General features: G+C 70.0%; 20 protein-coding genes and 2 tRNA genes. 12 read left to right on the top strand and 10 right to left on the bottom strand.

Going from position 1 to position 21618, the window contains the following annotated elements; translation table 11 throughout:
- Nucleotides 1-225 precede the first annotated feature (225 nt).
- The 3 genes from AAF430_25710 to AAF430_25720 are packed head-to-tail and all read left to right on the top strand — an operon-like array spanning nucleotide 226 to nucleotide 1200.
- Nucleotides 226-768: a hypothetical protein gene (locus AAF430_25710; GenBank protein MEM7413655.1), complete on the top strand. Its 543-nt coding sequence runs from the start codon at nucleotides 226-228 to the stop codon at nucleotides 766-768.
- Between the two features lie 22 nt (nucleotides 769-790).
- Nucleotides 791-1024 carry a hypothetical protein gene (locus AAF430_25715; protein ID MEM7413656.1) on the top strand — a complete coding sequence of 78 codons (234 nt, stop codon included), beginning with the start codon at nucleotides 791-793 and terminating at the stop codon, nucleotides 1022-1024.
- Complete coding sequence (locus AAF430_25720; protein MEM7413657.1) at nucleotides 1021-1200, top strand: hypothetical protein; 180 nt, start codon at nucleotides 1021-1023, stop codon at nucleotides 1198-1200. The genes AAF430_25715 and AAF430_25720 overlap by 4 nt, the downstream gene beginning before the upstream one ends.
- 81 nt (nucleotides 1201-1281) lie before the next feature.
- Here the strand turns inward: AAF430_25720 and AAF430_25725 are convergent.
- The 4 genes from AAF430_25725 to AAF430_25740 all read right to left on the bottom strand — a co-directional run bounded on the left by AAF430_25725 (nucleotide 1282) and on the right by AAF430_25740 (nucleotide 3679).
- Nucleotides 1282-1358 (bottom strand) — tRNA-Arg (locus AAF430_25725).
- A 2-nt stretch (nucleotides 1359-1360) separates the two neighbouring features.
- Nucleotides 1361-1437: transfer RNA gene (locus AAF430_25730), tRNA-Val, on the bottom strand.
- A gap of 123 nt (nucleotides 1438-1560) precedes the next feature.
- Nucleotides 1561-3168, bottom strand: coding sequence for a CTP synthase (locus AAF430_25735; protein ID MEM7413658.1), 1608 nt, complete (start codon nucleotides 3166-3168; stop codon nucleotides 1561-1563).
- 46 nt (nucleotides 3169-3214) lie between these two features.
- Nucleotides 3215-3679 carry an NUDIX domain-containing protein gene (locus AAF430_25740; protein ID MEM7413659.1) on the bottom strand — a complete coding sequence of 155 codons (465 nt, stop codon included), beginning with the start codon at nucleotides 3677-3679 and terminating at the stop codon, nucleotides 3215-3217.
- Nucleotides 3680-4101: 422 nt separating this feature from the next.
- Here AAF430_25740 and AAF430_25745 point away from each other — a divergent pair, with 422 nt between their 5' ends.
- Nucleotides 4102-5139, top strand: a complete 1038-nt coding sequence (locus tag AAF430_25745; GenBank protein ID MEM7413660.1) for an LLM class F420-dependent oxidoreductase — start codon at nucleotides 4102-4104, stop codon at nucleotides 5137-5139.
- 29 nt (nucleotides 5140-5168) lie between these two features.
- Here AAF430_25745 and AAF430_25750 read toward each other — a convergent pair whose 3' ends face one another.
- On the bottom strand, nucleotides 5169-5747 hold the full coding sequence (locus tag AAF430_25750) for a peroxiredoxin (protein ID MEM7413661.1): 579 nt from the start codon (nucleotides 5745-5747) through the stop codon (nucleotides 5169-5171).
- A gap of 208 nt (nucleotides 5748-5955) precedes the next feature.
- On the opposite strand from AAF430_25750, the gene AAF430_25755 reads away from it, so the two are divergent.
- Nucleotides 5956-7473: a hypothetical protein gene (locus AAF430_25755; GenBank protein MEM7413662.1), complete on the top strand. Its 1518-nt coding sequence runs from the start codon at nucleotides 5956-5958 to the stop codon at nucleotides 7471-7473.
- On the opposite strand, the gene AAF430_25760 is transcribed toward AAF430_25755, so the two are convergent.
- On the bottom strand, nucleotides 7470-8510 hold the full coding sequence (locus tag AAF430_25760) for a deaminase (GenBank protein ID MEM7413663.1): 1041 nt from the start codon (nucleotides 8508-8510) through the stop codon (nucleotides 7470-7472). The genes AAF430_25755 and AAF430_25760 overlap by 4 nt on opposite strands.
- 120 nt (nucleotides 8511-8630) lie before the next feature.
- On the opposite strand from AAF430_25760, the gene AAF430_25765 reads away from it, so the two are divergent.
- The gene (locus tag AAF430_25765) at nucleotides 8631-9446 is read left to right on the top strand and encodes a L,D-transpeptidase family protein (protein MEM7413664.1); all 816 of its coding nucleotides are present in this window, start codon (nucleotides 8631-8633) and stop codon (nucleotides 9444-9446) included.
- Here AAF430_25765 and AAF430_25770 read toward each other — a convergent pair.
- Nucleotides 9403-11061, bottom strand: coding sequence for a hypothetical protein (locus tag AAF430_25770; protein ID MEM7413665.1), 1659 nt, complete (start codon nucleotides 11059-11061; stop codon nucleotides 9403-9405). The two genes, AAF430_25765 and AAF430_25770, sit on opposite strands and share 44 nt — an antisense overlap.
- Before the next feature lie 68 nt (nucleotides 11062-11129).
- Between AAF430_25770 and AAF430_25775 the strand changes: the two genes are divergently transcribed.
- Nucleotides 11130-12059, top strand: coding sequence for a DMT family transporter (locus tag AAF430_25775; GenBank protein ID MEM7413666.1), 930 nt, complete (start codon nucleotides 11130-11132; stop codon nucleotides 12057-12059).
- A 91-nt stretch (nucleotides 12060-12150) separates the two neighbouring features.
- Nucleotides 12151-13488 carry a M23 family metallopeptidase gene (locus tag AAF430_25780; GenBank protein MEM7413667.1) on the top strand — a complete coding sequence of 446 codons (1338 nt, stop codon included), beginning with the start codon at nucleotides 12151-12153 and terminating at the stop codon, nucleotides 13486-13488.
- 4 nt (nucleotides 13489-13492) lie between these two features.
- Here AAF430_25780 and AAF430_25785 read toward each other — a convergent pair whose 3' ends face one another.
- The gene (locus AAF430_25785) at nucleotides 13493-15223 is read right to left on the bottom strand and encodes an amidohydrolase family protein (protein ID MEM7413668.1); all 1731 of its coding nucleotides are present in this window, start codon (nucleotides 15221-15223) and stop codon (nucleotides 13493-13495) included.
- A 162-nt stretch (nucleotides 15224-15385) separates the two neighbouring features.
- Here AAF430_25785 and AAF430_25790 point away from each other — a divergent pair, with 162 nt between their 5' ends.
- Nucleotides 15386-16054 carry a hypothetical protein gene (locus AAF430_25790; protein MEM7413669.1) on the top strand — a complete coding sequence of 223 codons (669 nt, stop codon included), beginning with the start codon at nucleotides 15386-15388 and terminating at the stop codon, nucleotides 16052-16054.
- A gap of 12 nt (nucleotides 16055-16066) precedes the next feature.
- Here AAF430_25790 and AAF430_25795 read toward each other — a convergent pair whose 3' ends face one another.
- Nucleotides 16067-17308, bottom strand: a complete 1242-nt coding sequence (locus AAF430_25795; GenBank protein ID MEM7413670.1) for an acyl-CoA dehydrogenase family protein — start codon at nucleotides 17306-17308, stop codon at nucleotides 16067-16069.
- 3 nt (nucleotides 17309-17311) lie between these two features.
- Nucleotides 17312-18400 carry an acyl-CoA dehydrogenase family protein gene (locus AAF430_25800; GenBank protein MEM7413671.1) on the bottom strand — a complete coding sequence of 363 codons (1089 nt, stop codon included), beginning with the start codon at nucleotides 18398-18400 and terminating at the stop codon, nucleotides 17312-17314.
- 131 nt (nucleotides 18401-18531) lie between these two features.
- On the opposite strand from AAF430_25800, the gene AAF430_25805 reads away from it, so the two are divergent.
- Genes AAF430_25805 through AAF430_25815 form a run of 3 tightly spaced genes read left to right on the top strand, consistent with a single transcriptional unit; the run spans nucleotide 18532 to nucleotide 21548 of the window.
- Nucleotides 18532-19524 carry an LLM class flavin-dependent oxidoreductase gene (locus AAF430_25805; protein ID MEM7413672.1) on the top strand — a complete coding sequence of 331 codons (993 nt, stop codon included), beginning with the start codon at nucleotides 18532-18534 and terminating at the stop codon, nucleotides 19522-19524.
- The gene (locus AAF430_25810; protein ID MEM7413673.1) at nucleotides 19521-20294 is read left to right on the top strand and encodes a DUF2889 domain-containing protein; all 774 of its coding nucleotides are present in this window, start codon (nucleotides 19521-19523) and stop codon (nucleotides 20292-20294) included. The genes AAF430_25805 and AAF430_25810 overlap by 4 nt, the downstream gene beginning before the upstream one ends.
- A gap of 30 nt (nucleotides 20295-20324) precedes the next feature.
- A complete protein-coding gene (locus AAF430_25815) occupies nucleotides 20325-21548 on the top strand; it encodes an APC family permease (protein ID MEM7413674.1) in 1224 nt (407 codons plus the stop codon).
- Nucleotides 21549-21618 lie beyond the last annotated feature (70 nt).

The raw sequence follows: 21618 nt of genomic DNA on the forward strand, positions 1-21618 counted from the left end.
CGGAGCACGGCGTCCTGTTCGGGGCGGTACGTCCACCGTTGGAGGAGCGGCGCATCGTAGGTGCGCGACCACCGATCGAAAAAGCGCCAGTCCGGCCTGCGTGAACGCTCCATCCTTCCCAGGGTAGGACAGCGCGCGCCGTCACCGAAACCGGATTTCCTCGACTTCGAGGCCGCACCCGCTGGATTCGGGGACGTATCCTGGCGCTCCAACCAGGAGGATTCCATGCATCTCCGAGTCCGTCTTCTCGTGTTCGCGTGCGTCGTGGCAGCACCCAGCGTCGCGTCGGCGCTGCAGTGTCCGGCCGGGTTCCTGGAGGTGGTGAATCAGGGGGTGCGGCTCGGGTGCGTACAGAACACAGAGGAGAACCCTGCCCGGACACAGACCTGGGAGTTCGCAACGTACACGTGCGCCAACAACCACGGCGGTAGACTTCCGACGTTCCAGGAGTTCCTGATCTTCCGCAGCACGCTGCAGGTGGGCCAACAGAACAACGATCCCGAGTTTCTGGCGGACGTGGTCGGCTCCAACCAGGTACTGGCGGCTCACAACCTGGTGACGGCACAGGCCCTCGATTTCACCGACACCGCCCCCTATCGCTGCTTCATCCCCGGCCAGGGCCTCCTCCTCACGAGCACTGTCCCACTGCTCGGCCTGGGCGGAGGCGGGGCTGTGGTCGGCGCGATCCTGGCATTCGCCATGATGCGCTTCCGCAAGAATTCACGCGTCGGCCGTGAAGCCCTCGCACTCGGCGCGTTCTCGCGGTAGGCGGGTGGAAGCGACTCGCGAAGTGAGCATGGACGAGTACAACTGCGAATCCTGCTACGACACCGGCGTCGTGAGTGGGATGGAGCGAACCTACGAATGCAGCTGCGTCGCTGCCGAGCGCCTTCGCCGAGGGCTGAACCCAGCCACGGGCGAACCTCAATCCACGCCGGGTGATGACAGCGATCTCGGCCGGGTCACCCTGGTGGTAGGTGCCGTCGTGTTCTCGTCGACGATTCTGTACTGGTCCTGCGCATGAACGAGGACGACCAGGAGCGACGAGGACATCGGCTCGGGCTGATCGCGGGCCTGGCGCTCGTGCTCGCTGTCCCGCTGGGACTGGTGCTTCTCGGGGTGGAGTGGCCCTACTGGCTGCTCGGCTCGTTCGTGGCTGTCGCGCTGGTGGGCGTATCCACGCTGATCGATTCGGACTGACTCGCCGGCGCTCCATCATGGTGCGTCGGCGAGGGAACACGGGTTTCGCGGCGTCGTCCGTCGCGTAAGCCGTTGGAATGCTGGTGACCCGGGCGCGATTCGAACGCGCGACCCCCAGCTTCGGAGGCTGGTGCTCTATCCAGCTGAGCTACCGGGCCACTGGTGGGACGTACTGGATTCGAACCAGTGACCTCTGCGGTGTGAACACAGCGCTCTAACCAACTGAGCTAACGTCCCAGGCCCGAGACGATTAGCGGAGCCGCCCCGAAAATGCGAGCACCGGCGGGGCCTTCGGGACCCTCCTCGCCGCTCCGCCCGTCCGCTCTGACCCTACCGGAAGGCCGCTCGGGCCGGGGCGCTCTAGCGGTGCGCCGAATACCCCAGCGCCGCCCCGATGAACGCCACGAAGAGCGGGTGGGGCTTGAAGGGCGTCGACGCGAACTCGGGGTGGAACTGGCAACCCAGGAACCACGGGTGGTCCTCGACCTCCACGATCTCGACCAGGCGTCCGTCGGGGGAGGTGCCCGAGAGCACCAGCCCCGCCTCGGTCAGCTGTTCGCGGAAGTCGCCGTTGAACTCGTAGCGGTGTCGGTGGCGCTCGGAGACCTCGTCGGCCCCGTAGGCCTGGTGGGCCTTGGTGCCCGGCCGCAGGGTGCAGGGCCAGGCGCCGAGCCGCATGGTGGCGCCCTTCTCTTCCAGGCCCCGCTGCTCGGGCATCAGGTCGATCACCGGGTAGGCGGTGGTCTCGTTGATCTCGCGCGAATTCGCGCCGTCGAGGCCGGCCACGTGGCGGGCGTACTCGATCACCGCCATCTGCATGCCGTAGCAGATGCCGAAGTACGGGATCCGCTGCTCGCGGGCACAGCGCACCGCCACCACCTTGCCCTCGGCACCGCGGCTGCCGAAACCGTGGGGGACCAGGATGCCGTCCATGTGGGAGAGCACTGCGGGATCGTCGAGCTTCTCCGAGTCGAAGTACTCGATGACGACCCGCGCCCGGTGGGCGAAGCCGGCGTGGTAGAGCGCCTCGTTCAGGCTCTTGTAGGACTCGGTGAGGTCGACGTACTTCCCCACCATCGCGATCCGCACTTCGGCCTGGGGATTCTTCGCGCGCTCGACGAGTCCCTCCCAGTTCGAGAGGTCAGGCTGACCGGTCCAGATGCCGAGCAGCGACGCGACCTTCTCGTCGAGCCCTTCCCGGTGCAGGATCAGCGGTAGCTCGTAGATCGTGTCGACGTCCTTCGCGGTCACCACCGCGTCTTCGTCGACGTTGCAGAAGAGCGCGATCTTGCCCTTCACGGCCTTCGGCAGGAAGCGGTCGGTGCGGCAGAGGATCACGTCGGGCGCGATACCCACCGTGCGCAGTTCCTTCACCGAATGCTGCACCGGCTTGGTCTTGAGCTCACCCGCCGTCGCCACGTAGGGCACCAGCGCGGTGTGGATGTAACAGGTGTTCTCGCGACCCACGTCGCTGCGCACCTGACGGATCGCCTCGAGGAAGGGCAGCGACTCGATGTCGCCCACCGTGCCGCCGACTTCGCAGATCAGCACGTCGACGTCTTCGGCCGCGGCGTGGATCGCCACCTTGATCTCGTCGGTGACGTGCGGGATCACCTGGACCGTGCCGCCGAGGTAGTCACCGCGGCGCTCCTTCGAGAGCACCGAATCGTAGATGCGCCCGGCGGTCATGTTGTTGGCGCGGCCCATGCGCGCATGGCTGAAGCGCTCGTAGTGCCCCAGGTCGAGGTCGGTCTCGGCACCGTCGTCGGTGACGTACACCTCGCCGTGCTGGAACGGGTTCATCGTCCCCGGGTCGACGTTCAGGTACGGGTCGAGCTTGAGGAAGGTCACCTTCAAGCCGCGCGCTTCGAGCAGGCCTCCCAGCGCCGCCGAGGAAAGGCCCTTCCCCAGCGACGAGAGCACGCCTCCCGTCACGAAAATGAACTTCGTCGGTCGCTTCCTGGTCATCCCATCACCCCCCAGCGCCGGGTCACTGTGTTCCCGGGCTGCCCCCTCATCGTACGTGGACGCCGTCGCGCCCCTGTTCCGCGTCGTTCACTCGAATCTCGTGGATCGGCACGAAGGGCTGCGGCAGCTCGTCGGCCTCGAAGAACCCCAGCTCCAGGGTTTCCTGCGGCGTCTCGAGCTCGCCCTGGCTGCCGGCCACGGCTTCGAAGCACAAATTGATCGCTTGCACGCGTCGGCGGTCGGCGTACTCGATCACCTGGGTGCGCGGGTCGGAGTAGACGCCGACCAGGCGGCCCACTTCGATCTCGTACCCGGTCTCTTCGCGCACCTCACGCTCGGTCGCGATCGCCACCGACTCACCCGGCTCGACGTATCCGCCCGGCAGGCCCCAATGCGCATTGTCGCTGCGCTTCATGAGCAAGATCCGGTTCGGGTGGCCCCGCTCGCGCACGACGGCAGAGACACTGAGACGCACTTCCATCGGATCGGTGGCGTAGTACGTCGTCGTCATGGCGCACTCCAGCGCGACGTCCGAGTCGATCCAGCCTTTGGCCCGGGAAGAACGCCACCGAGAGACACGTACCGGGCGCGGTCCACGAAGAAGTGAGCCGCGAGGGCGAGCGGGATTACCCGCGCGCCGAAGCACGGATCAGGGGGTTTGGGCTGGATTGGGACACCCTCGAACGCGTGGGTTTAGGGAGATATATCGTGACGGTCGGGGAGCGTCAATTCGGCCCGAACTTCGTACGCACCGACGGTGTTGCGCACCGGATTCCGACGCCCAGGCGTGACGGAAGATGCTCGTTGCCGCCTCGCTGCCGGCGTGAAACGGGGACCCGGGAGGGCGGAAATGGCGTTCGGATCTGCCCCCCACGCCGGCCCGCACGGTAGAGTGCGACGCCTCTCTCCTCCTTTCCACGCATCGGAGCTCCCATGAAGCTCGGGATCCACCTGCCCTGGGCCAACCCCCAGGTGAACCTCGACGTCGCGAAGGTCCAGCGCGCCGAGGCGCTCGGCTACGACTCGGTCTGGACCGCCGAGATCTACGGCCAGGACGCCATCACTCCCCTCGCCTACCTGGCGGCGCGCACCGAGCGCATCCGCCTCGGCACCGCCGTCATTCAGGCCGCGGCCCGCACGCCCGCCGCCACCGCCCTGGCGATGGCGACCCTGGACCAGCTCGCCGGCGGCGACCGGGCCATCCTGGGCATCGGCCTCTCGGGTCCGCAGATCGTCGAGGGCTGGTACGGCCAGCCCTGGGGCAAGCCGAACCCGCGCCTGCGCGACTACGTGACGATCATGCGGAAGGTCCTGCGGCGCGAACGGCCGGTCGAACACGACGGGCCGGAGCTGGCCCTGCCCTACCGTGGCCCCGGCAGCTCGGGGCTCGGCAAACCCTTGAAGTCGGTTCTTCACACCAACCCCAACCTCCCGATCTTCCTCGGGACCGGGACGCCCGCCAACATCCGCCTCACCGCCGAACTCGCCGATGGCTGGATCCCGATGGGATACAACCCCGACACCGCCGCGATCTACCGCCCCTGGCTCGAGGAGGGCTTCGAGAAGGCCGGCGACGGCAAGAGCATGGATTCCTTCTTCATCCAGGCCGGCTGCCAGGTGGTGGTGACCGACGACGTACGCTCGGCCCTCGACGCGCTGAAGCCCTTCCACGGCTTCTACGTGGGCGGCATGGGGGCCCAGTCGAAGAACTTCCACAAGGAGATGATGATCCGGCGCGGCTTCGCGGAAGCCGCCGAGCGGATCCAGGAGCTGTTCCTCGCCGGCAACCGCGCCGAGGCCTTCGCCGCCGTGCCCGACGAGTACGTCGACCAGGGCGCGCTGATCGGGCCCGAGGCCCGGATCCGCGAGCGCTTCCGAGCCTGGCAGGAGCTGGGCGTGGACGGCTTGACCGTCCACACCGAGCAGGACGAGGCCATGGAGCTGGTGGCGCGACTCGCGCGCGAGAGCTGAGCCCCGGGCCCCTGTGACCGGAGCCAGACCTACTGGGCCGGTGCTTCCGCCTCGCCCGCCGCCGGCTTCTTCGCGACACCCAGCGCTTCGAGCTCATCCGCGATCGCGGCGCCGTGCCCGCCGGGCGAGACGTCCTTGTCGATCTTGCGGATGATGCCCTCGGCATCGATGTAGAAGGTCCAGCGCTTCGCGTAGAGCCCGGCGAAGCCGAGTACGCCGTAGGCGTCGGCGGCGACCTTCGTCGGGTCCGAGAGCAGCGGGAAGTTGGCGTCGAGCGACTCGGCGAACTCGGCGTTCTTCTCGGGCTCGTCGAGGCTGACCATGTAGTAGACGGCTTCGTAGGACTGGAGGGTCTCGGCGCTGTCACGCAGCGACTTCAGCTCCTCCGTTCAGCCAGGCGTGAAGGCCTTGGGGAACCAGGCGAGCACCACGGCCCGCTTGCCCTTGTGCTCGGCAAGGGAGTGGGTGGCGCCATCCGAGCCAGGCAGAGTGAAGTCCGGCGCGGGATCGCCCACTTCGAGGGCGAGGGCCGCCGGCCCCAGCACGAGACCCAAGGCGAGCACCAGCGCGAGCTGGCGCCACGAACCGACGAAGCTTCGTACACGCATGCGGAAACCCTAACCCGTGGTCCCCGGATGCGCTGCCCGGCAAACGCCGGCCCTGCTCGTCGCGCCGGGGCCGAAGCGGTAGCTTCGTCGCTCGCCTCGCCCCCACCGTTCTGCGAGCACCGGCACCTCCGCCACCCCGATGAGCGCGATGTCCCCGCCCACCGCAGCGCCCGCTGAACCGCAGACCCGCCCGAGGCCGGAAGGGCCCGTGCGCTGGGTCTTGCTCGGGGTGCTCGCCCTGCTGGCCCTCTACGTCGCGGCGGGCCGGGCAGCGGCGCCCTTCCACGGCGACGAGTCGACCTTCCTGTGGATGAGTCGCGACTACGACACGCTGGTCCACGGCAGCCCGGTGCAGTCCCTGCCCTTTTCCGAGGCGCCCGCAGACGACTACGCCCAGTGGCTACGGGTGCTGAACGGATCACTGCACCCGCTATCGATCGGGCTCGCGCGCGAGACGGCGAGCGGCGAGGCCGCCGAGCGCAACGCTCCCTGGATCTGGGAGATGCCCGCGGGACGCGAGACCGCCCAGTGGCGCTTCAACCTCCAGACCCAGCGGCTGCCGAACTCCGCCGCCCTCGCCCACGCGCGCTGGCCGGCGACGTTGGCGACCCTCGCCGCCATCTTCGCCTGCGGGTTCATCGGGCGCCGTTTCTACGGCGGCAGCGCCGCGGGAATCGCGGCCACCCTCGTGCTCGCCACGACCCCGGCGGTGCTGCTCAACGGGCGCCGCGCACTGCAGGAAGGCGGGCTCCTGCTGTTCTCGTTTGCGCTGCTGGGCGCGGGCCTCTGGGTCGTCACGCGGGCGTGCGCGTCGAATCGCGCGACGCCTCCGTTGCCTGCGCTGCTCGGGCTGGGCGCCCTGGCCGGTCTCGCGGTGGCGATGAAGCACTCGCTCGCCCTGGGCGTCGGCGTCGTATGGATCTGGGGGCTCGTGGCCGGTGCGGTCTCGCGCCCGGCGGCGTCCGAGCGCGCCGGTCTCCCGAGCGCGATCGCAGCCTGGGTCGGCGCCGGCTTCGTGGCGCTCGGCGTCTTCGGCTTCGTCGTACCCGTCTGGTGGTCGCCGGCACGTCATGCGCTGTTCGCGGGCCTGGCCCTCGCCGCCTTCGGCGCGGCGCTCCTCGGCCGCGCGCCCCGCAGTCGCGCCGTCGCGATGATCGGCCTGGGCGCCGTGTTGGTGGCCGGGACGAGCCTCGTGCAGCCGGCGGTTTGGTCGAACACGGCCCGCGTCCCCGCGACCCTGGCAGAGCTGCGAACGCGCCTGCTCGACCGCCAGGCCACCCGCTACGAGAACCACGCCCAACCCGGATCGCGCATCGCGGCCGTCGTGCGGGAGAGCCTGGGAACGCCCGCCCAGTACTACGAGGACCCGGCCTGGGTGCACGCTCAGCCGGTGCTCGGCCAGATCGAACGCTACGAGCGACTGCGGCTCGGTGGACGTGGCGGCAGCGTCGTGGCGCGCAGCGGCGTCGCGCTGCTGTGTGTCGCTGGGCTCGTCGCCGCCTGGACTCGGCGGCGCGATCCCGCCCAGTGGCTGCTGCTCGCGTGGTGGCTCGCTCCCGCGCTCGCACTCCTTGCGAATGCGTTGCCCTGGCAGCGCTACTACCTGGTGCTGCAGCCGGCGGTCGCCTTGCTCGCAGGTCAAGGTGCCGGGTGGCTCCTTGTGCGCTTGCGCGAGCGCAACGATGCGGGGAACGACGCGGCGGAGCCCGCGTCTGCCAACGCCTAGAGCGCGCCGGAAGGTTCCAGGTCGATCTGGCGCACCTTCAGCCCCGCCTCGCGCAGCAGGTCGAGCGATACGTCGCCGAGCGGGTACGCCGCGTTGTAGACGACCTCGGTGAGCCCCGCGTTGATGATCATCTTGGTGCAGGAGAGGCACGGGCTGAATGTGGTGTAGATCGTGCCGCCCTTGATCAGCACGCCGTGGTACGCGGCCTGGATGATCGCGTTCTCCTCGCCGTGGGAGCAGAGGCACTCGTCGAGACGGGTGCCCCCTTCGGCGAAGGAATTGCACCGGGGGCAGCCGCCCTCGTTGCAGTTGCGCACGCCGCGCGGGGTGCCGTTGTAGCCCGTCGAGATGATCCGACGATCGCGTGTGATGACTGCCGCGACCTTCCGCTTCACGCAGTTGCTGCGCGACGCCACGACGCGCGCGATCGACATGAAGTACTCGTCCCAGCTCGGTCGCTCAAAAAAAAAGGAGCGCTCCAACACGGCCTGGACGGCGTCGTGGAGTGCGTCGAGGCTGCCGTCGTTGTGCACCGTGTGATCGGCGAGCTCCTGCACCGCGAGCAGCTGCTGGGAGGCCGGGTCATCGCTCTTCAGCTCGCGGCCTTCCAGGCGGCGCAGCTCGTCGAGGGTGTCGGGATCGCCCGAGCGCCCCCGCGCGCGGATCCGGTCGAGCCGCACCTGCTCGTCGGCGTCGACCCAGAGCAGCTGGAACTGGGGCGTGCGCGAGCGCAGCACCTCGACCTCGGCCGGATTGCGGATCGAGTCGACCACGTAGTTGCGATCCGGGAGCAGCTGCTTCGCGAGCAAGGTCGCGAGGCCGCCGGGGCCGTGGGCCTGCCGGATCGCGTTGCCCGCCGCGATCATCCGCTCGCGGGTCTCTTCGACCCCCTCGGTCTTCAGTTGCTCGCGAATCACGTCCGAGAGCGAGAGCGGGTAGAAGCTGCGGGACTCGAGGAAGGCGAGCACCTCGCCCTTCCCGGCTCCATTGCGTCCCGACAACCCGATGATCATGTCGCCCCCCGCTCGGAGACGCATGGTAGCCCAAGGCCTCTGCCCGGGAGCCCGCCGGGCGGCGCGCCTCCCTTCTCGACGGGGCGAGACCGGGTGCGCCGATGCCCTCGGACGGGCTGGCGAGGGACGCCTATGCTCGCCCGCATGCAGCGCGCTTGGCTCTTTCCCAACCCGTGGCGGCGGGTCGCCGCAGCGGGCGGCGCGCTCGTTGCGTTGGGCATCACCGCGCCCGACCCAGCTTCCACCGAAACCCACGCATCGGGGCCGATCATTCGCATGCCTGGTGAGAAGACCCTCGAAGATCGGCTGCGCTACTACGGACCCGCCGCGCGCCAGCGCTGGCGACCGGTCTTCGAAGCGGTCGGTCTCCGCTACCCGCCGCAGGAGCTGACCCTCGTCGGCCTGAAGGCCGAACGCGCCCTCGAAGTGTATGCCCGGGACGGCGGCGCCTGGCAGTTCCTGCACCGCTTCCCGGTGCTCGCCGCCAGCGGAGAGCTGGGACCCAAGCTGCAGCAGGGAGACCGACAAGTCCCGGAAGGCCTCTACGAGATCGAATCCCTCAACCCGAACAGCAAGTTCCACCTCTCCCTTCGCGTGAACTATCCAAACGAAGCGGACCGGGCCCAGGCCCGGACCGACGGACGCCGGGACCTCGGCGGCGACATCATGATCCATGGCCGCGCCACCTCGACCGGTTGCCTCGCCGTGGGCGACTGGGCGATCGAGAACCTCTTCATCCTGGTCGCCGACACGGGGCCCGAGGCGACGCGGGTGATCCTCTCACCGGTCGACTTCCGGGTCCGCACGCTGCCCCCCGACTTCACGCCCGAGGGTGACTGGGTGACCCGGCGGCACCTGGCCATCGCCGCGGCGCTCCGCACCCTGCCCTTCCCCTACGAGCCGGCGCGCGAAGCGTTCAACCAGGGCGGCGCGAGAGGGTCCGCACCGCGAACGGAGTGAGGGTGTCGATCGCGTCGGCGCCCTGCTCGGGACGCCAGCGGAACTGAGAGATCGTCACCTGGTCGGCCTCGAAGTCGATCAGGGAAAAGCCGTTCTCTTCGATCGGTGGCACCCACTCGTCCACGGTGAGCGTGCCCGAAGGCACCGGGCGCTGTCCGCGCACGCGCGACGGCCACCCTGGCCCCGCGGCGCCCGGCGTCCCCACCAGGACGCTCGTCACCGGGTTGTCGCGCAGGTACAGAGGCCCCGACATCCGGATCTCGCCCATGCCGGTGGCATGCAGGTCACCCGAGAGCCAGAGCGGACGTGTGCCACGCGCGCTGTGAACGGCGAGCAGCCGATCGTGCTGTTCCAGCCAGCCCGGCGCCCAGAAGGGCTTGTGTCCGTGGGTCTGCAGACCGCCGACGTCGTCCTTGCCATCGGGATACCACTCACCCCACTTCCCGGCGGTCCATAGGATCGGGGTCGAGGGCAGATGCGCGACGAAGCGGGCATCGCTCACGCGCGTGCGACGGCGGAGCCAGTCCTCCACCTCCGGCGACACGAAGCCGCTCCATTCGTGCCCCGTCAGGGGATCCGCGGCGTTCGTCAGTTCCGCGCGGCAGTCGTAGCAGAGGCCCTCGAAGAGCCGGCCGTAGCGCACCCGACCGAAGCTCGTGAACACCCCATCGGGTCCGTACCCGGGTGGGCCCTCCAGGAACTCGGGGTAGTAGAGCGCCTGGGTGGCCCGCGCGACGCGACGCATGAACGTGTCGGCCGGGAAGGTGCGCAGGTCTTCGTCGGCTTCGTCGTTCTCGGTGTAGTCGTGGTCGTCCTGCAAGAAGAAGACGGGCACCGAGCGAAAGAGCGTCCCGTAGAGCCCGGCCAGCTGAGGACCGAAGGCGGCCTGCAGCACCGCCTCGTTCGGCGTGCCGAGAATCGGTTGGGATCGATCGAAGGAGCCGGCCAGCCACCAGGCCTGGGGCGAGCGCCCCATCGCGAGACCGGGCCGCGACTGGAGATCCCAGTAGACGTGATCGCCGTTCGCGATGGCGGCGTCCGGCGCGAAGGAAAGCGCGCGCGCGAGGAGGCGCTGGCGCAGCGAAGTCTCCAGGAAGATGCGCCCCGCGATCGGGTGGAAGAAGGCGTCGAAGCCGCCGGCGCAGCTGTAGGCCAGCAGTCGGAAGCGCTTCGGCTCGGCGTCGGGGGCGGGAAAGGTGCGCAGGGGCCAGCTGGCACAGAGCGCCTTCCCCACTCCATCCATGAGCTCGAGTTGGACCTCCGTGTCTGGCTCCAACCCATCGAGATCGAAGGAAAAGAAGCGCCCCGCCGAATCCTCGCGCCGGCCGGCCACCGAGCGCCGGCCGGCCCGGAGCTGGACCTCGGCGAGGGGAGTCGCAAACGAGGCCTTCAGACGAATCCGGGTGGGGCCGACCGCCGGGAGCAGATGCTCGACCGGGCCGGCGTCCCAGCCACTCGGATCCACGAAGGGCGGCGCGTCGAAGCAGGCGAGGAGCCCGGCGCCGGTGGCCAGCGAAGCGCCGAGAAAGGCGCGCCGGGTCCAGCCTTCGCCCGGCGCGGCCCGCGTCGGTTCTGCAGCGCGCAGCCGGGTGTCACGCGGAGTGCGGGGTGCCACCGCGACACCCTACCGCGCCGCTGCTCGCATGTGCCCACGCTAGGCTTCGGCCCGCGCCCCGGTCCCCCATGCCCCTTCATCACACCAGCGGTCGTCACGGCTTGGGCTTTGGCCTCGCCCTCACCACGATGGCGCTGTGGGCGGTGCTGCCCCTCGCCCTCGAGGGTGCCCTGCGCTCCCTCGACGTCTTCACTCTGACCTGGGCGCGCTTCGCGGTGTCGAGCGTCGTCCTCGGCGGGGTCCTGCTGCTGCGTCGCGACCTGCCCCGCCTGCGGGTCGGGAGCGCACGCGGTTGGCTGCTGCTCGCCGCCACCGGCTTCCTCGCCCTCAACTACGGCAGCTACGTGCTGGGCCTCGAACGCACCAGCGCGGCCGACGCCCAGGTGCTGATCCAGGCCGGACCGATCCTCCTGAGCCTGGGGGGCGTGTTCGTGTTTCGCGAGCGCTTCACCCGACGCCAGTGGCAGGGCTTCGCAATGCTCTGCCTCGGGCTGCTCGTCTTCATCGCGGCCCGCTACGACCCGGCCGGGGCCGACGCCGAACGGCGCATCGCCGGCAACCTGTGGATCGCCTTCGCCGCCATCACCTGGGCGATCTACGGGCTGGCCCAGAAACAGCTGCTCCGCGACCTCCCTTCGGCCCACGTGCTCTTGTGGGTGTACGTCGGCTGCACCCTCGCTTTCACGTCGTTGGCCGAGCCCAGCCGTATCGGGGACCTGAACGGCCCCGAACTCTGGCTCCTGCTCTTCTGCGCACTGAACACCGTGGTCGGCTACGGCGCCTTCGCCGAGTCGCTCGCGCACTGGGAAGCCTCACGCGTGGGCGCCGTGTTGGCGCTGACACCGCTCGGCACCCTCGCCCTCGCCGCGATCGCCGAGGCCTGGCTGCCCGGCTGGACGCGCCCCCAGGCGCTGGGTCTCTGGAGCTGGCTGGGCGCGGTCGCGGTGGTCGCGGGCTCACTCGTCACCTCGTTGGCCGCGCCACCCCCCGAAACCTAGTCCGCGCCACAGCGTGACCGCGGGGAACAGGTCGTTGACGCCGGCAATACGCGGCCCGTACGCTCGCTGGTGTCCCCGGAACGAGGTCCCCGTGCGCGCGCTGCTTCGACTCCTGTGGCTTCCCCTGCTCTTCGCTTCGGCGGCCCACGCCCAGAGCGACGGCGACCTCTACGACCTGATCGACGTCTTGTTGCCCGCGGGCAACGCCCTCGCGATCGATGGCAACCCGGCCGACTGGTCGGCCTTCCCGGTGTTCGCGGACCTCTCGGCCAGCGATCTCCCTGCCGACCCGGGCCGCGAGATCGTGTCGTCGGCGGTCGCGCCCCTCGACCAGGAGTTGCGGGTGCTCGCCGAGCTCGGCGGGACCCCGCTAGCCGGAGCGGTCTATTCCCTGCTCTTCGAGTTTGCCGACGGCCCCCGTCCCGATCTGCAGATCGTCTTCGACACGACCAGCGGCACCCACGCTTGGATCGCCTTCGACGACCTCGGCGCGTTTGCCGGGAGTGGAGGCATCACCGGGCTCACGATCGCGCTGGGCACGAGCCATGTGGAGTTCGCCGTGCCCTACAGCGCGCTCACTCCGGTCCTGCCGAGTCGCCTGGTCACCGCGCTGGCGTCGGCGATCCACCGCAGCTGGATTCGCGCGCGCGTGATCACCGTCGTCACCGGGCCCTCGGACGTCGCCGACTTCGGACCGTCGATGGGCTCGTTCCGGCTCCTGCCGACACCCTATCCCCTCGATCCGCCCCACCCGGCCGGGCTGCCCAACGCCGGCGCCACTCCCTACCAGATGCCGCTGCCACTCCAGGGCGAGTGGCTGCTCGGCCAGGGGCCGGGCGGCAGCTTCACCCACTCGACGTCCTGGGCCTACGACTGGACCCAGCTCACTCCCGAGACCTTCACCTCGGACCCGCCGCTGAGCCCGGACAACAGCGACTACCCGGCCTTCGGCCAGCCGCTCTTCGCCGGCGTCGCGGGCACCGTCTCGTCGGTGGTCGACGGCAACCCGGACAACATTCCGCCCAACACCGCGAACAACAACAACGAGGTGCGCATCGATGCGGGCGGTGGCTTCAACGTCCAGATGTTCCACCAGCAGCAGGGCAGCATCGTCGTCAGCGCGGGCGCACCCGTCGGCCCGAACACCCAGGTCGGAAACGTCGGCAACTCGGGCTTCTCGACCGAGACCCACCTGCACCTGCAGGTCGTGAACGCGGGCACGCGGCCACTCGCCCACCCGGATGTGTTCGTGCGGCTGAATCAGGGCGCGAACGACCCCTGGCAGCGACGCCTGGCGCTCTGGGAACCGCGCGCGGGCTTCATCGCCGAAAACGCCCCGCCGCTCCTGCCCGTGCCCGGGCTGGGTGCGATCGCCGCGGGCCTCACCACCCTCGCCTTGCTGGCGACGGCAACGCGGCGCGCCCGCTAGTTCCTCAGGCCTTCGCTCCGCCGGGTACTTCCACCGTCTCCGTGTCGCGGCCCGAGCGCAGGATCGTGCCGGGCAACGCACCCGTCGCTTCACCGCCGGCCACGATCTGCACGCCGTTCACGAACACGTGTTCGACGCCCACCGCGTCGGCGTAGAGCCGTCCGGCCCCGGCGGGCAGGTCGTAGCGGGTGTAGGTCGGCCCGGTCGCGACCGTGGCCGGGTCGAAGACCGTGACGTCGGCGTGCCAGCCCATTTCGAGACGACCGCGCTCGCGCAGGCCCCAGAGCCGCGCCGGCACGTCGGTGAGCTGGCGGACCGCCTCCTCCAGCTGCACGACGCCGTGCTCGCGCACCCCGTTCCCGAGCACCTGGGTCGAGAGCGCGAAGGTGTCGATCATGTCGAGGTGGGCGCCCGCATCCGACGCGCCGATCACCGCGCGGTCGTCCTGCCAGATGGCGCCGCGGGCCTTCCAGTCCTCGTCGCTGTCGCCGCTGCCCGGCGGCATGAAGGAGGTCTTGAGATCATCGGCGATGGCGAGGTCACAGAGCGCATCGAAGGGCGCCTTCCCCTCCGCCTCGGCGATCTCCCCGATCGTCTTCCCGGCGTACGCCGCGTTCTCGGGAGCGGTGGTTTCGATCACCCGCATGTTCTGCCACTGGGCGAGTCCGCGCAGCAGGCCCGCCGCCTCCGAGTTTGCCCCCTCGTCGAGGTGCTTGCGGTAGGCCGGGTCGCGCAGCTTCTCCTTCCGCTCGGCCAGCGGCAGTCGGAAGAAGGCGTCCCAGTGCGGCAAGGCGTCGAAGACGAAGCCCGAGGTGAGGTTGATCCGCACGCTCATCGCCTGGGGCACGGTGAGCGCCAGCACCTCGGCGCCGCGCTCGCGCGCGTAGTCCGTGGCGGAGAGCTGGGCGTCGACGTAGTCCCCATTGCTGGCGCTCGGCGCGAGCACGTTCCAGTTGAGCGGCCGGTTCGCCGCCAGCGAGAGATCCGTCATCAGCTGCTTCTGCTCGTCGCTGAACTCGGACACGCCCGGCAGGAACTCGAGGGTCGTGCCCGGGAAGTCACGCACGACGCGGGCGAGCGCGACCAGCTCCTCGCGGCTCGCGTGGCGCGACGGCACGGGCTGGCCGTCGCCGTCGTTGTGGGTGGGCGACACGGTCGACGAGAATCCGAGACCACCTTCGCGCAGCGACGTCGCGAGCAGCTCGCACATCGTCTGCAGCTCTTCGTCCGTCGCCTCGTGTCCGACCGCGCGCTCGCCCATCACGACGCGTCGCAGCGCCGAGTGGCCGACCATGAAGCCCGCGTTCACCGCGAGCTTCGCGTCGAGGCGATCGAGGTACTCGCCGAAGCTGCGCCAGTCCCAGGGCACGCCGGCTTCGAGACTCTCGAGGGGCATGCCCTCGACCCGCGCCAACATGCGCATCAGGTACTCGCCCGCCGTGTCCGAGAGCGGTGCGATGCTGAAGCCGCAGTTGCCGCCCACCACCGACGTCACCCCGTGGTAGGAGGACGGCGACAGGGTGCCGTCCCAGAAGACCTGGGCGTCGTAGTGGGTGTGCACATCGATGAAGCCGGGGCACACGACCCGACCGCTCGCGTCGAGGGTCTCGCGGGCGTCTTCCGTGACCTCGCCGATCGCGACGATCCGCCCGTCTCGAATGCCGAGGTCGCCCTGTTGGGCCGGGGCGCCGCTGCCATCGACGAGGGTTCCAGCCTGAATCTTGAGGTCGAGCATGGGATCTCCGGTGCCTGTCCGGTCGCGAGGAACGTCTGCCCCTCGCGCGGAGGTCTGGGTGCCGGTCCTCTCGAAACGCGCTCGCGAGAGAAGTCAGGAGCTCGTTCCTAAAGGAAGCCTTGGGTGCGCGCCAGTATACCCAGGGGTAGGTTCGCTCTCGGGATGAACTACTTCGCCCACGCCCACCTGGCCCTGCGGCGCTGCGACGACGCCGCCTTCGTGCTCGGGTCCATGCTGCCCGACTGGCAGCGCTGGGTCGGTGGACGCCTCGCGGCGGTGCACCACCCGGAGCTGGCGGAGGGCGTGCGTTTCCATCATGCCAGCGACGTCGCGTTCCACGGCAGCCCCACCTTCCACCGCCTCGAGCGCCAGGCGTTCCGCGCGCTCCAGGAAGCGGGCGTCGGGCGCGGGCCCGCACGCGGCGTGGCCCACGTGGGCGTCGAGATCCTGCTCGACGCGACCCTGCTCGCCGGCGAGTCGATGGAGGCGCCCTTCGCCGCCGCCCTCGATGCGGCGGATCGCTTCGGCGCGCACCTCGAATGGAAGTGCGCCGATGGCGCGGTGCGCTTCACCGAGGTGGTGACGCGACTGCGCGCCCGCGGTCTACCCCGACCCGGAGCCGAACCCGACCTGGCCGGCCGCGGCATCCTCCGCACGCTGGCGCCGCGGCCGCGGCTGCGGGTGAGCGCCGAGGAAGAGCCCGCGGTCCTCGCCTGGGCCCGACGCACGCGTCCCATCGTGGACGCCGCGCGTCCGGCGATGTTCGCGGAGACGGAAGCGCGGCTCGCGGACGCCGAGGCAAACGCCCCGGCGCCCGCGCCGATGTCCTAGACGACCGTCGCGCTAGCGCGCGCTGCCGGTCGGGATGTCCTGGAAGGCGAGGCCCTTGTCGGCCCGGATCTCCCCCGGCAGCCCGAGCACGCGCTCGGCCAGGATGTTGTGCAAGATCTCGTCCGTGCCGCCCGCCAGGCGCAGCCCCGGCGAGCCGAGCCACGACTGCTGGAACGCACCGCCGAAGGGCGTGTCGCCCGGGTCGTTGGTGGCGCCGGCCGCGCCCTGCAACTCCATCGCGAAGGCGGCGAGGTCCTGGCGCAGCGGTGCGCCGACCATCTTGCCGATCGAGTTCTCGGGCCCTGGTGTCGCCCCCTTCGAGAGCGAGGTCAGCGCGCGATAGCCCGTGTACTCGAGCCCCTTCAGTTTCCAGTAGAAGTCGGCGATCTTCTCGCGCACGGACGGGTCCTCGATCGCCGGGCGACCGTTCCACTCGGTCTCGCGGGCCAACTTGAGCAGGTCCTTGATCCCGACGCCCATGCTGCCACCGCTGCCGATCGACGCCCGCTCGTTCATCAGCGTCGTGATCGCACCGCGCCAGCCGTCGTTCACCGCGCCCACCCGATTCTTGTCGGGGATGCGGACGTCGCTGAAGAAGACCTCGTTGAACTCGCGCGAGTCGTTGATCTGGTGAATCGGCCGCACCTCGATGCCCGGCGACTTCATGTCCACGATGAAGTAGGTGATGCCAGCGTGCTTCTTCGCCGTCGGGTCGGTGCGGGTCACGATCATTCCCCAATCCGACTCTTGGGCACCGGTCGTCCAGATCTTCTGGCCGTTCACCACCCACTCGTCGCCGTCCTGAACGGCCGTGGTGCGCAGACCCGCGAGGTCCGAGCCGGCAGAGGGCTCACTGAAGAGCTGGCACCACACCTCGTCGGCGCGGAGCATCGGCTCGAGGTAGCGGTCCTTCTGCTCGGGGGTGCCATGGGCCATGATCGTGGGCCCGAGCATCCCCTGACCGATCCCGAACAGGTTCGGCGGGACGTCGAACTTCGCCTCTTCCTCGTTGAAGATGACCCGCTGCATCGACGAGGCGCTGCGGCCGCCGAATTCCTCGGGCCAGGTGATGCAGGCCCACTTCGAGTCGGCCTTCTTCGCCTGCCACGCCTTCGCGGCCTTCATCAGCTCGCCGGTCCCGGCGATGCCGCTCTGGCGGCGCTTGCCGGGTGCGAGGCGCTCGGCGTTGGCCTCGAGCCATTCGATCGCCTCCTTGCGGAAGGCGGCTTCTTCGGGCGTATCGTTGAAGTCCATGCTCTAGGCCTCCAGTCGGTCGATGAGCTTGTCGCGCCACTCGCCGGGCGTCCCCAGCGAGAGCGACAGCAGTTTCGCGCGGCGGTAGAAGAGATGGCAGTCGTACTCCCAGGTGAAGCCGACGCCGCCGTGCATCTGAATGATCTCTTTGCCGGCGAGGTCGTAGGCCTCGCAGGCAGCCACGCGCGTTCCACAGGCCGCGGTCGCGAGCTCGTCGTCGCCCGTCGACAGCGCCCAGGCACCGTAGTAGGCGTTCGACGTCGCGAGCTGGATCGCCGCGTAGACGTCGGCCATGCGGTGCTTCATCGCCTGGAAGGACGCGACCGGCCGGCCGAAGGCGTAGCGCCCCATCGTGAACGCCTTGGTCTCGTCGAGGGCGCGCTCGGCTCCGCCGATCTGTTCGAAGGCGGTGAGCACCGCGGCCCGGTCGAGCAGGTGGGAGATCGCTGCAGCGCCCCCCGAGCCCAACGCCTCGGCCGCCGTACCCTCGAAGTGGAGGCGCGCCTGGCCGCGCGACGGATCGATCGACGTGATGGTGTCGCTCTTCACACCGTCGAGCTCGGCGAGCACCAGCTGCGGCCCCGACGCTCCCTGGGCCACGACGACGGCCAGCCCGGCAATCCCGCCGTCGGCCACCGGGAACTTCGTGCCGGTGAGCGTGCTGCCGTCGAACTTCGTCGCGACGGCGTCGGCGCCGACCCGGCCCGGCCCTTCCGCGAATGCGAAGGTGCCGATCAGGTCCCCCGACGCGAGTCGAGGCAGATACTTCTTGCGCTGCTCGTCCGAGCCGAACTCGAGCACGGCCTCGGTAGCGAGGTAGACGCTCGGTCCGAACGGGATCGGCGCCAACGCGCGACCCAGCTCCTGGGCGATCAACGCGAGTTCGAGACGCCCGAAGCCGGCACCGCCGTACTCCTCGGGAACCGCGGCTCCCAGCCAACCCATTTCGGCGACGCCCTTCCACAGCGACTCGCTGTGGGTGCCGCCGCCCTCGAGCACCGCGCGTCCCACCTCGAGCGTGCAGTGCTCGGTGAGATAGTCGCGGGCCGTCTGTTGGAGCAGCTTCTGCTCCTCGGAGAAATCGAAATTCATGGTCCCTCTCCGGTCATGGTGCGTGACACTATAACCGCCCCGAGCCCCAGGGCGCCGAGCCGGGCGAAGCTACCGGGTGCGCCGCTAGGCTGAGCCCCGCGGGCCCGCGCCCCGGGCCGAAGGAGCCGCCCTTGCCCCTCTTCACGCTGCGCTACGACCTGCGCTGCGCCCCCTTCGACGACACGACCTCCCAGACCCTGTTCGCCACCGCCCTCGACCAGTGCGCCTGGGCCGACCAGCTGGGCTTCACCAGCGTCACCCTCTCCGAGCACCACGGCTCGCCGGACGGCTACCTGCCGAGTCCGCTCGTCTTCGGAGCCGCCGTAGCCGCCCGGACCGAGCACCTGCGGCTGATGATCGCTGCGCTGATCGTGCCGCTCCACGACCCGATCCGACTCGCCGAGGACCTGGCCGTGCTCGACGTGGTGAGCGGTGGACGCGTGATCCCGGTGCTCTCGGGCGGCTATGTCGCGTCCGAGTTCCGCACCTTCGGCCGCGAGCTACGCGAGCGCGCCGAGATCATGGAAGGCATCGTGCCGCTGCTGGAACAGGCCTGGAGCGGAGAGCCCTTCCCGTATCGGGACGGCACTGCGCGGGTGCTGCCGCGTCCGGTGCAGCAGCCGCGTCCGCCGATCTTCATGGGCGGTGCTTCGGGTGCAGCGGCACGGCGCGCGGCGCGACACGCCGACGCCTTCCTGCCCCAGCTGCCGAAGTTCTACGAGATCTTCCGCGAAGAACGAAAGAAGCTCGGCAAGCCCGACCCCGGTCCGCAGTCACGGACGACGGGGAACTTCCTCTACGTCGCCGAGGATCCGGATGCAGCGTGGGAGCGCATCGCCCCCTACGCCCTGCACGAGATGAACGCCTACGGCGCCTGGATGGCAGAGGCCGGGACCGAAGGCCCCTACGAACCGATCGACGATCCGGCCGCCTTGCGTGCGACCGGCCAGTACCCGGTGATGACGCCCGACGCGCTGATCGAAGAGGCCCGGAAGCTCGGACCGATGGACGCGATCATGTTCCACCCGCTGATGGGCGGGATGGACCCGGAGCTCTCCTGGGCTTCGCTGCGCCTGTTCGAAGAGCGGGTGCTGCCCGTGCTGCGCGCGGACGCCGGCCGGTGATCGGACGCGAGGGCTACACCCTCGATCCCGACCGCACCTTCCGACGCCAGATCCGGCTGCGTGCGGACGGCGCGAACGTCACGGGCGAGCTCGCCGACGACGCCCATCACTTTCGTGTGACCCTCGAGCACGATGGCGCGAAGGTGGTGTCGCTCGATGGCAACGCGCTTCGGCACCCGTGGTCGACCTGCCCCGAAGCGCTGTCGCCCTTGCGAGAGCTGGTCGGCATGCCGCTGTCCGAGCGCGCGACCGCGGTGGGCGCGTACAGCGCCGCGCGGCGCAACTGCACCCACTGGTTCGACCTCGCGGGGCTCGCCGTCGCCCACGCGGCGTCGGGCCGGACCGCCCGCGACTACACCTGTGCGGTCTGGGGACATCCGCAGGACGAAGTGCACGCCACCCTCGCCCGGGACGGCGAGCGGCTCTTCGCCTGGAGGCTGGTGGACGACACCATCCACGGCGACCCGCCCTTCGACGGACGCTCTCTGCGCGGGGGCTTCCTCGCCTGGGCCGAGGAAACGCTCCCGTTGGATCTGGCCGAGGCGGCCATCGTGCTGCGCCGGGGCTGCACGATCGGCGGCGTCCGCTTCCTCGACCTCGACCACGCGAGCCACGCGCCGGACGTCCAGATCGTGGCGGGCCAGTGCCATACCTATACGAAGGGCACGGCCGAGCGCGCGAAGCGCATGCACGGGTCGCGCCGCGACTTCACGCGGGTGCCGGGAGGTCCGCTCGGACCGACGGACGAGGAGCCATCCGCGCCCGCTTGATCTCGGGCCGATCGACCTCATGCTCTCGGGGTGAGCGACACGGACCCGCAGCGACTCCGACGCAGCATCGGCTGGGGCGGCCTCGTGCTCTATGGGCTCGGCACGACCATCGGTGCCGGCATCTACGCCCTCATCGGGGTGATCGCCGGCCGCGCCGGGATGCAGGCGCCAATTGCCTTCTGCGTCGCCTCGGGGATCGCGGCGCTCACCGCGGCGTCCTTCGCCGAGCTCTCTTCGCGTTTTCCACGCGCGGGGGGTGAGGCCATCTACGTCCTCGAGGGCCTCGGAAGTCAGCGCCTCGCGACCGCCGTGGGCGTGCTCGTGGCGCTCGCCGGAATCGTGTCGGCGGCCACCGTGACCCGTTCCTTCGCGGGCACCTTGAACGCCCTCGTCGCCGTGCCCCACCTGGCCGCGACCCTGGGCGCCATCCTGACCGTGGGTGCGGTTGCGGCCTGGGGCATCCGGGAGTCGGTGTGGGCCGCCTCGCTGATGACACTCCTCGAGATCGCCGGACTCGTCTGGGTCGTGGGTTCCGCCGGCGATGCCTGGGCTTCGCTTCCGCTCCGGCTCCCCGAACTCTGGCCCAGCGGCCTCGACGCGTGGACCGGGGTGGGGGCCGCCGCCATGCTCTGCTTCTTCGCCTTCCTCGGTTTCGAAGACATGGTCAACGTCGCCGAAGAGGTCCGCGACCCGAAGCGCACCCTGCCGCGCGCGATCGGCGCGACGTTGCTCGTGACGACCGGGCTCTATCTGGTGACGGCGCTCGCCTGCGTGCTGAGCGTGGCACCGCAGGAGCTGGCGCGATCCGACGCGCCGCTCCTCCTCGTGTTCGAACGCAACGGCGGCGCACCGCTGGCGCTCGGGTGGATCGCGCTGCTCGCCATGCTCAACGGGGCCCTCGTCCAGATCGTCAAAGCGGCGCGGGTGCTCTTCGGGCTCGCCGATGTCGGCGCCCTGCCCCGCCCCCTCGCCTCGGTCCACCCACGCACCCGCACGCCGGTCCGATCCACGGCGCTCGTCCTGGTGATCGCCGCGGCACTGGCGATCGGGCTGCCCGTCGAGACGCTGGCCGTGGGAACGTCGGGCGTCACGCTGTTGACCTTCGCCCTCGCCAACCTGGCGCTGATCCGGCTGCAGCGAAGCCCGACGCCCCCCGACTGCTTTACGACGCCCCGCTGGATCCCGGTCGCAGGCTTCGGACTCACGTTCGGTCTCGCGACCTTCGGCGCCTGGCAGACGCTGGGGACGGGCTGAACGCGACCGGTGAATGCGTGGTCGCGTCGTGTCCGGGCGACTCAGGTCGTGCTCTGAGGACTCAGGTCGA

The sequence above is a fragment of the Myxococcota bacterium genome, from assembly GCA_039030075.1.
In the GTDB taxonomy this organism is placed as follows: Bacteria; Myxococcota_A; UBA9160; order UBA9160; family SMWR01; genus JAHEJV01.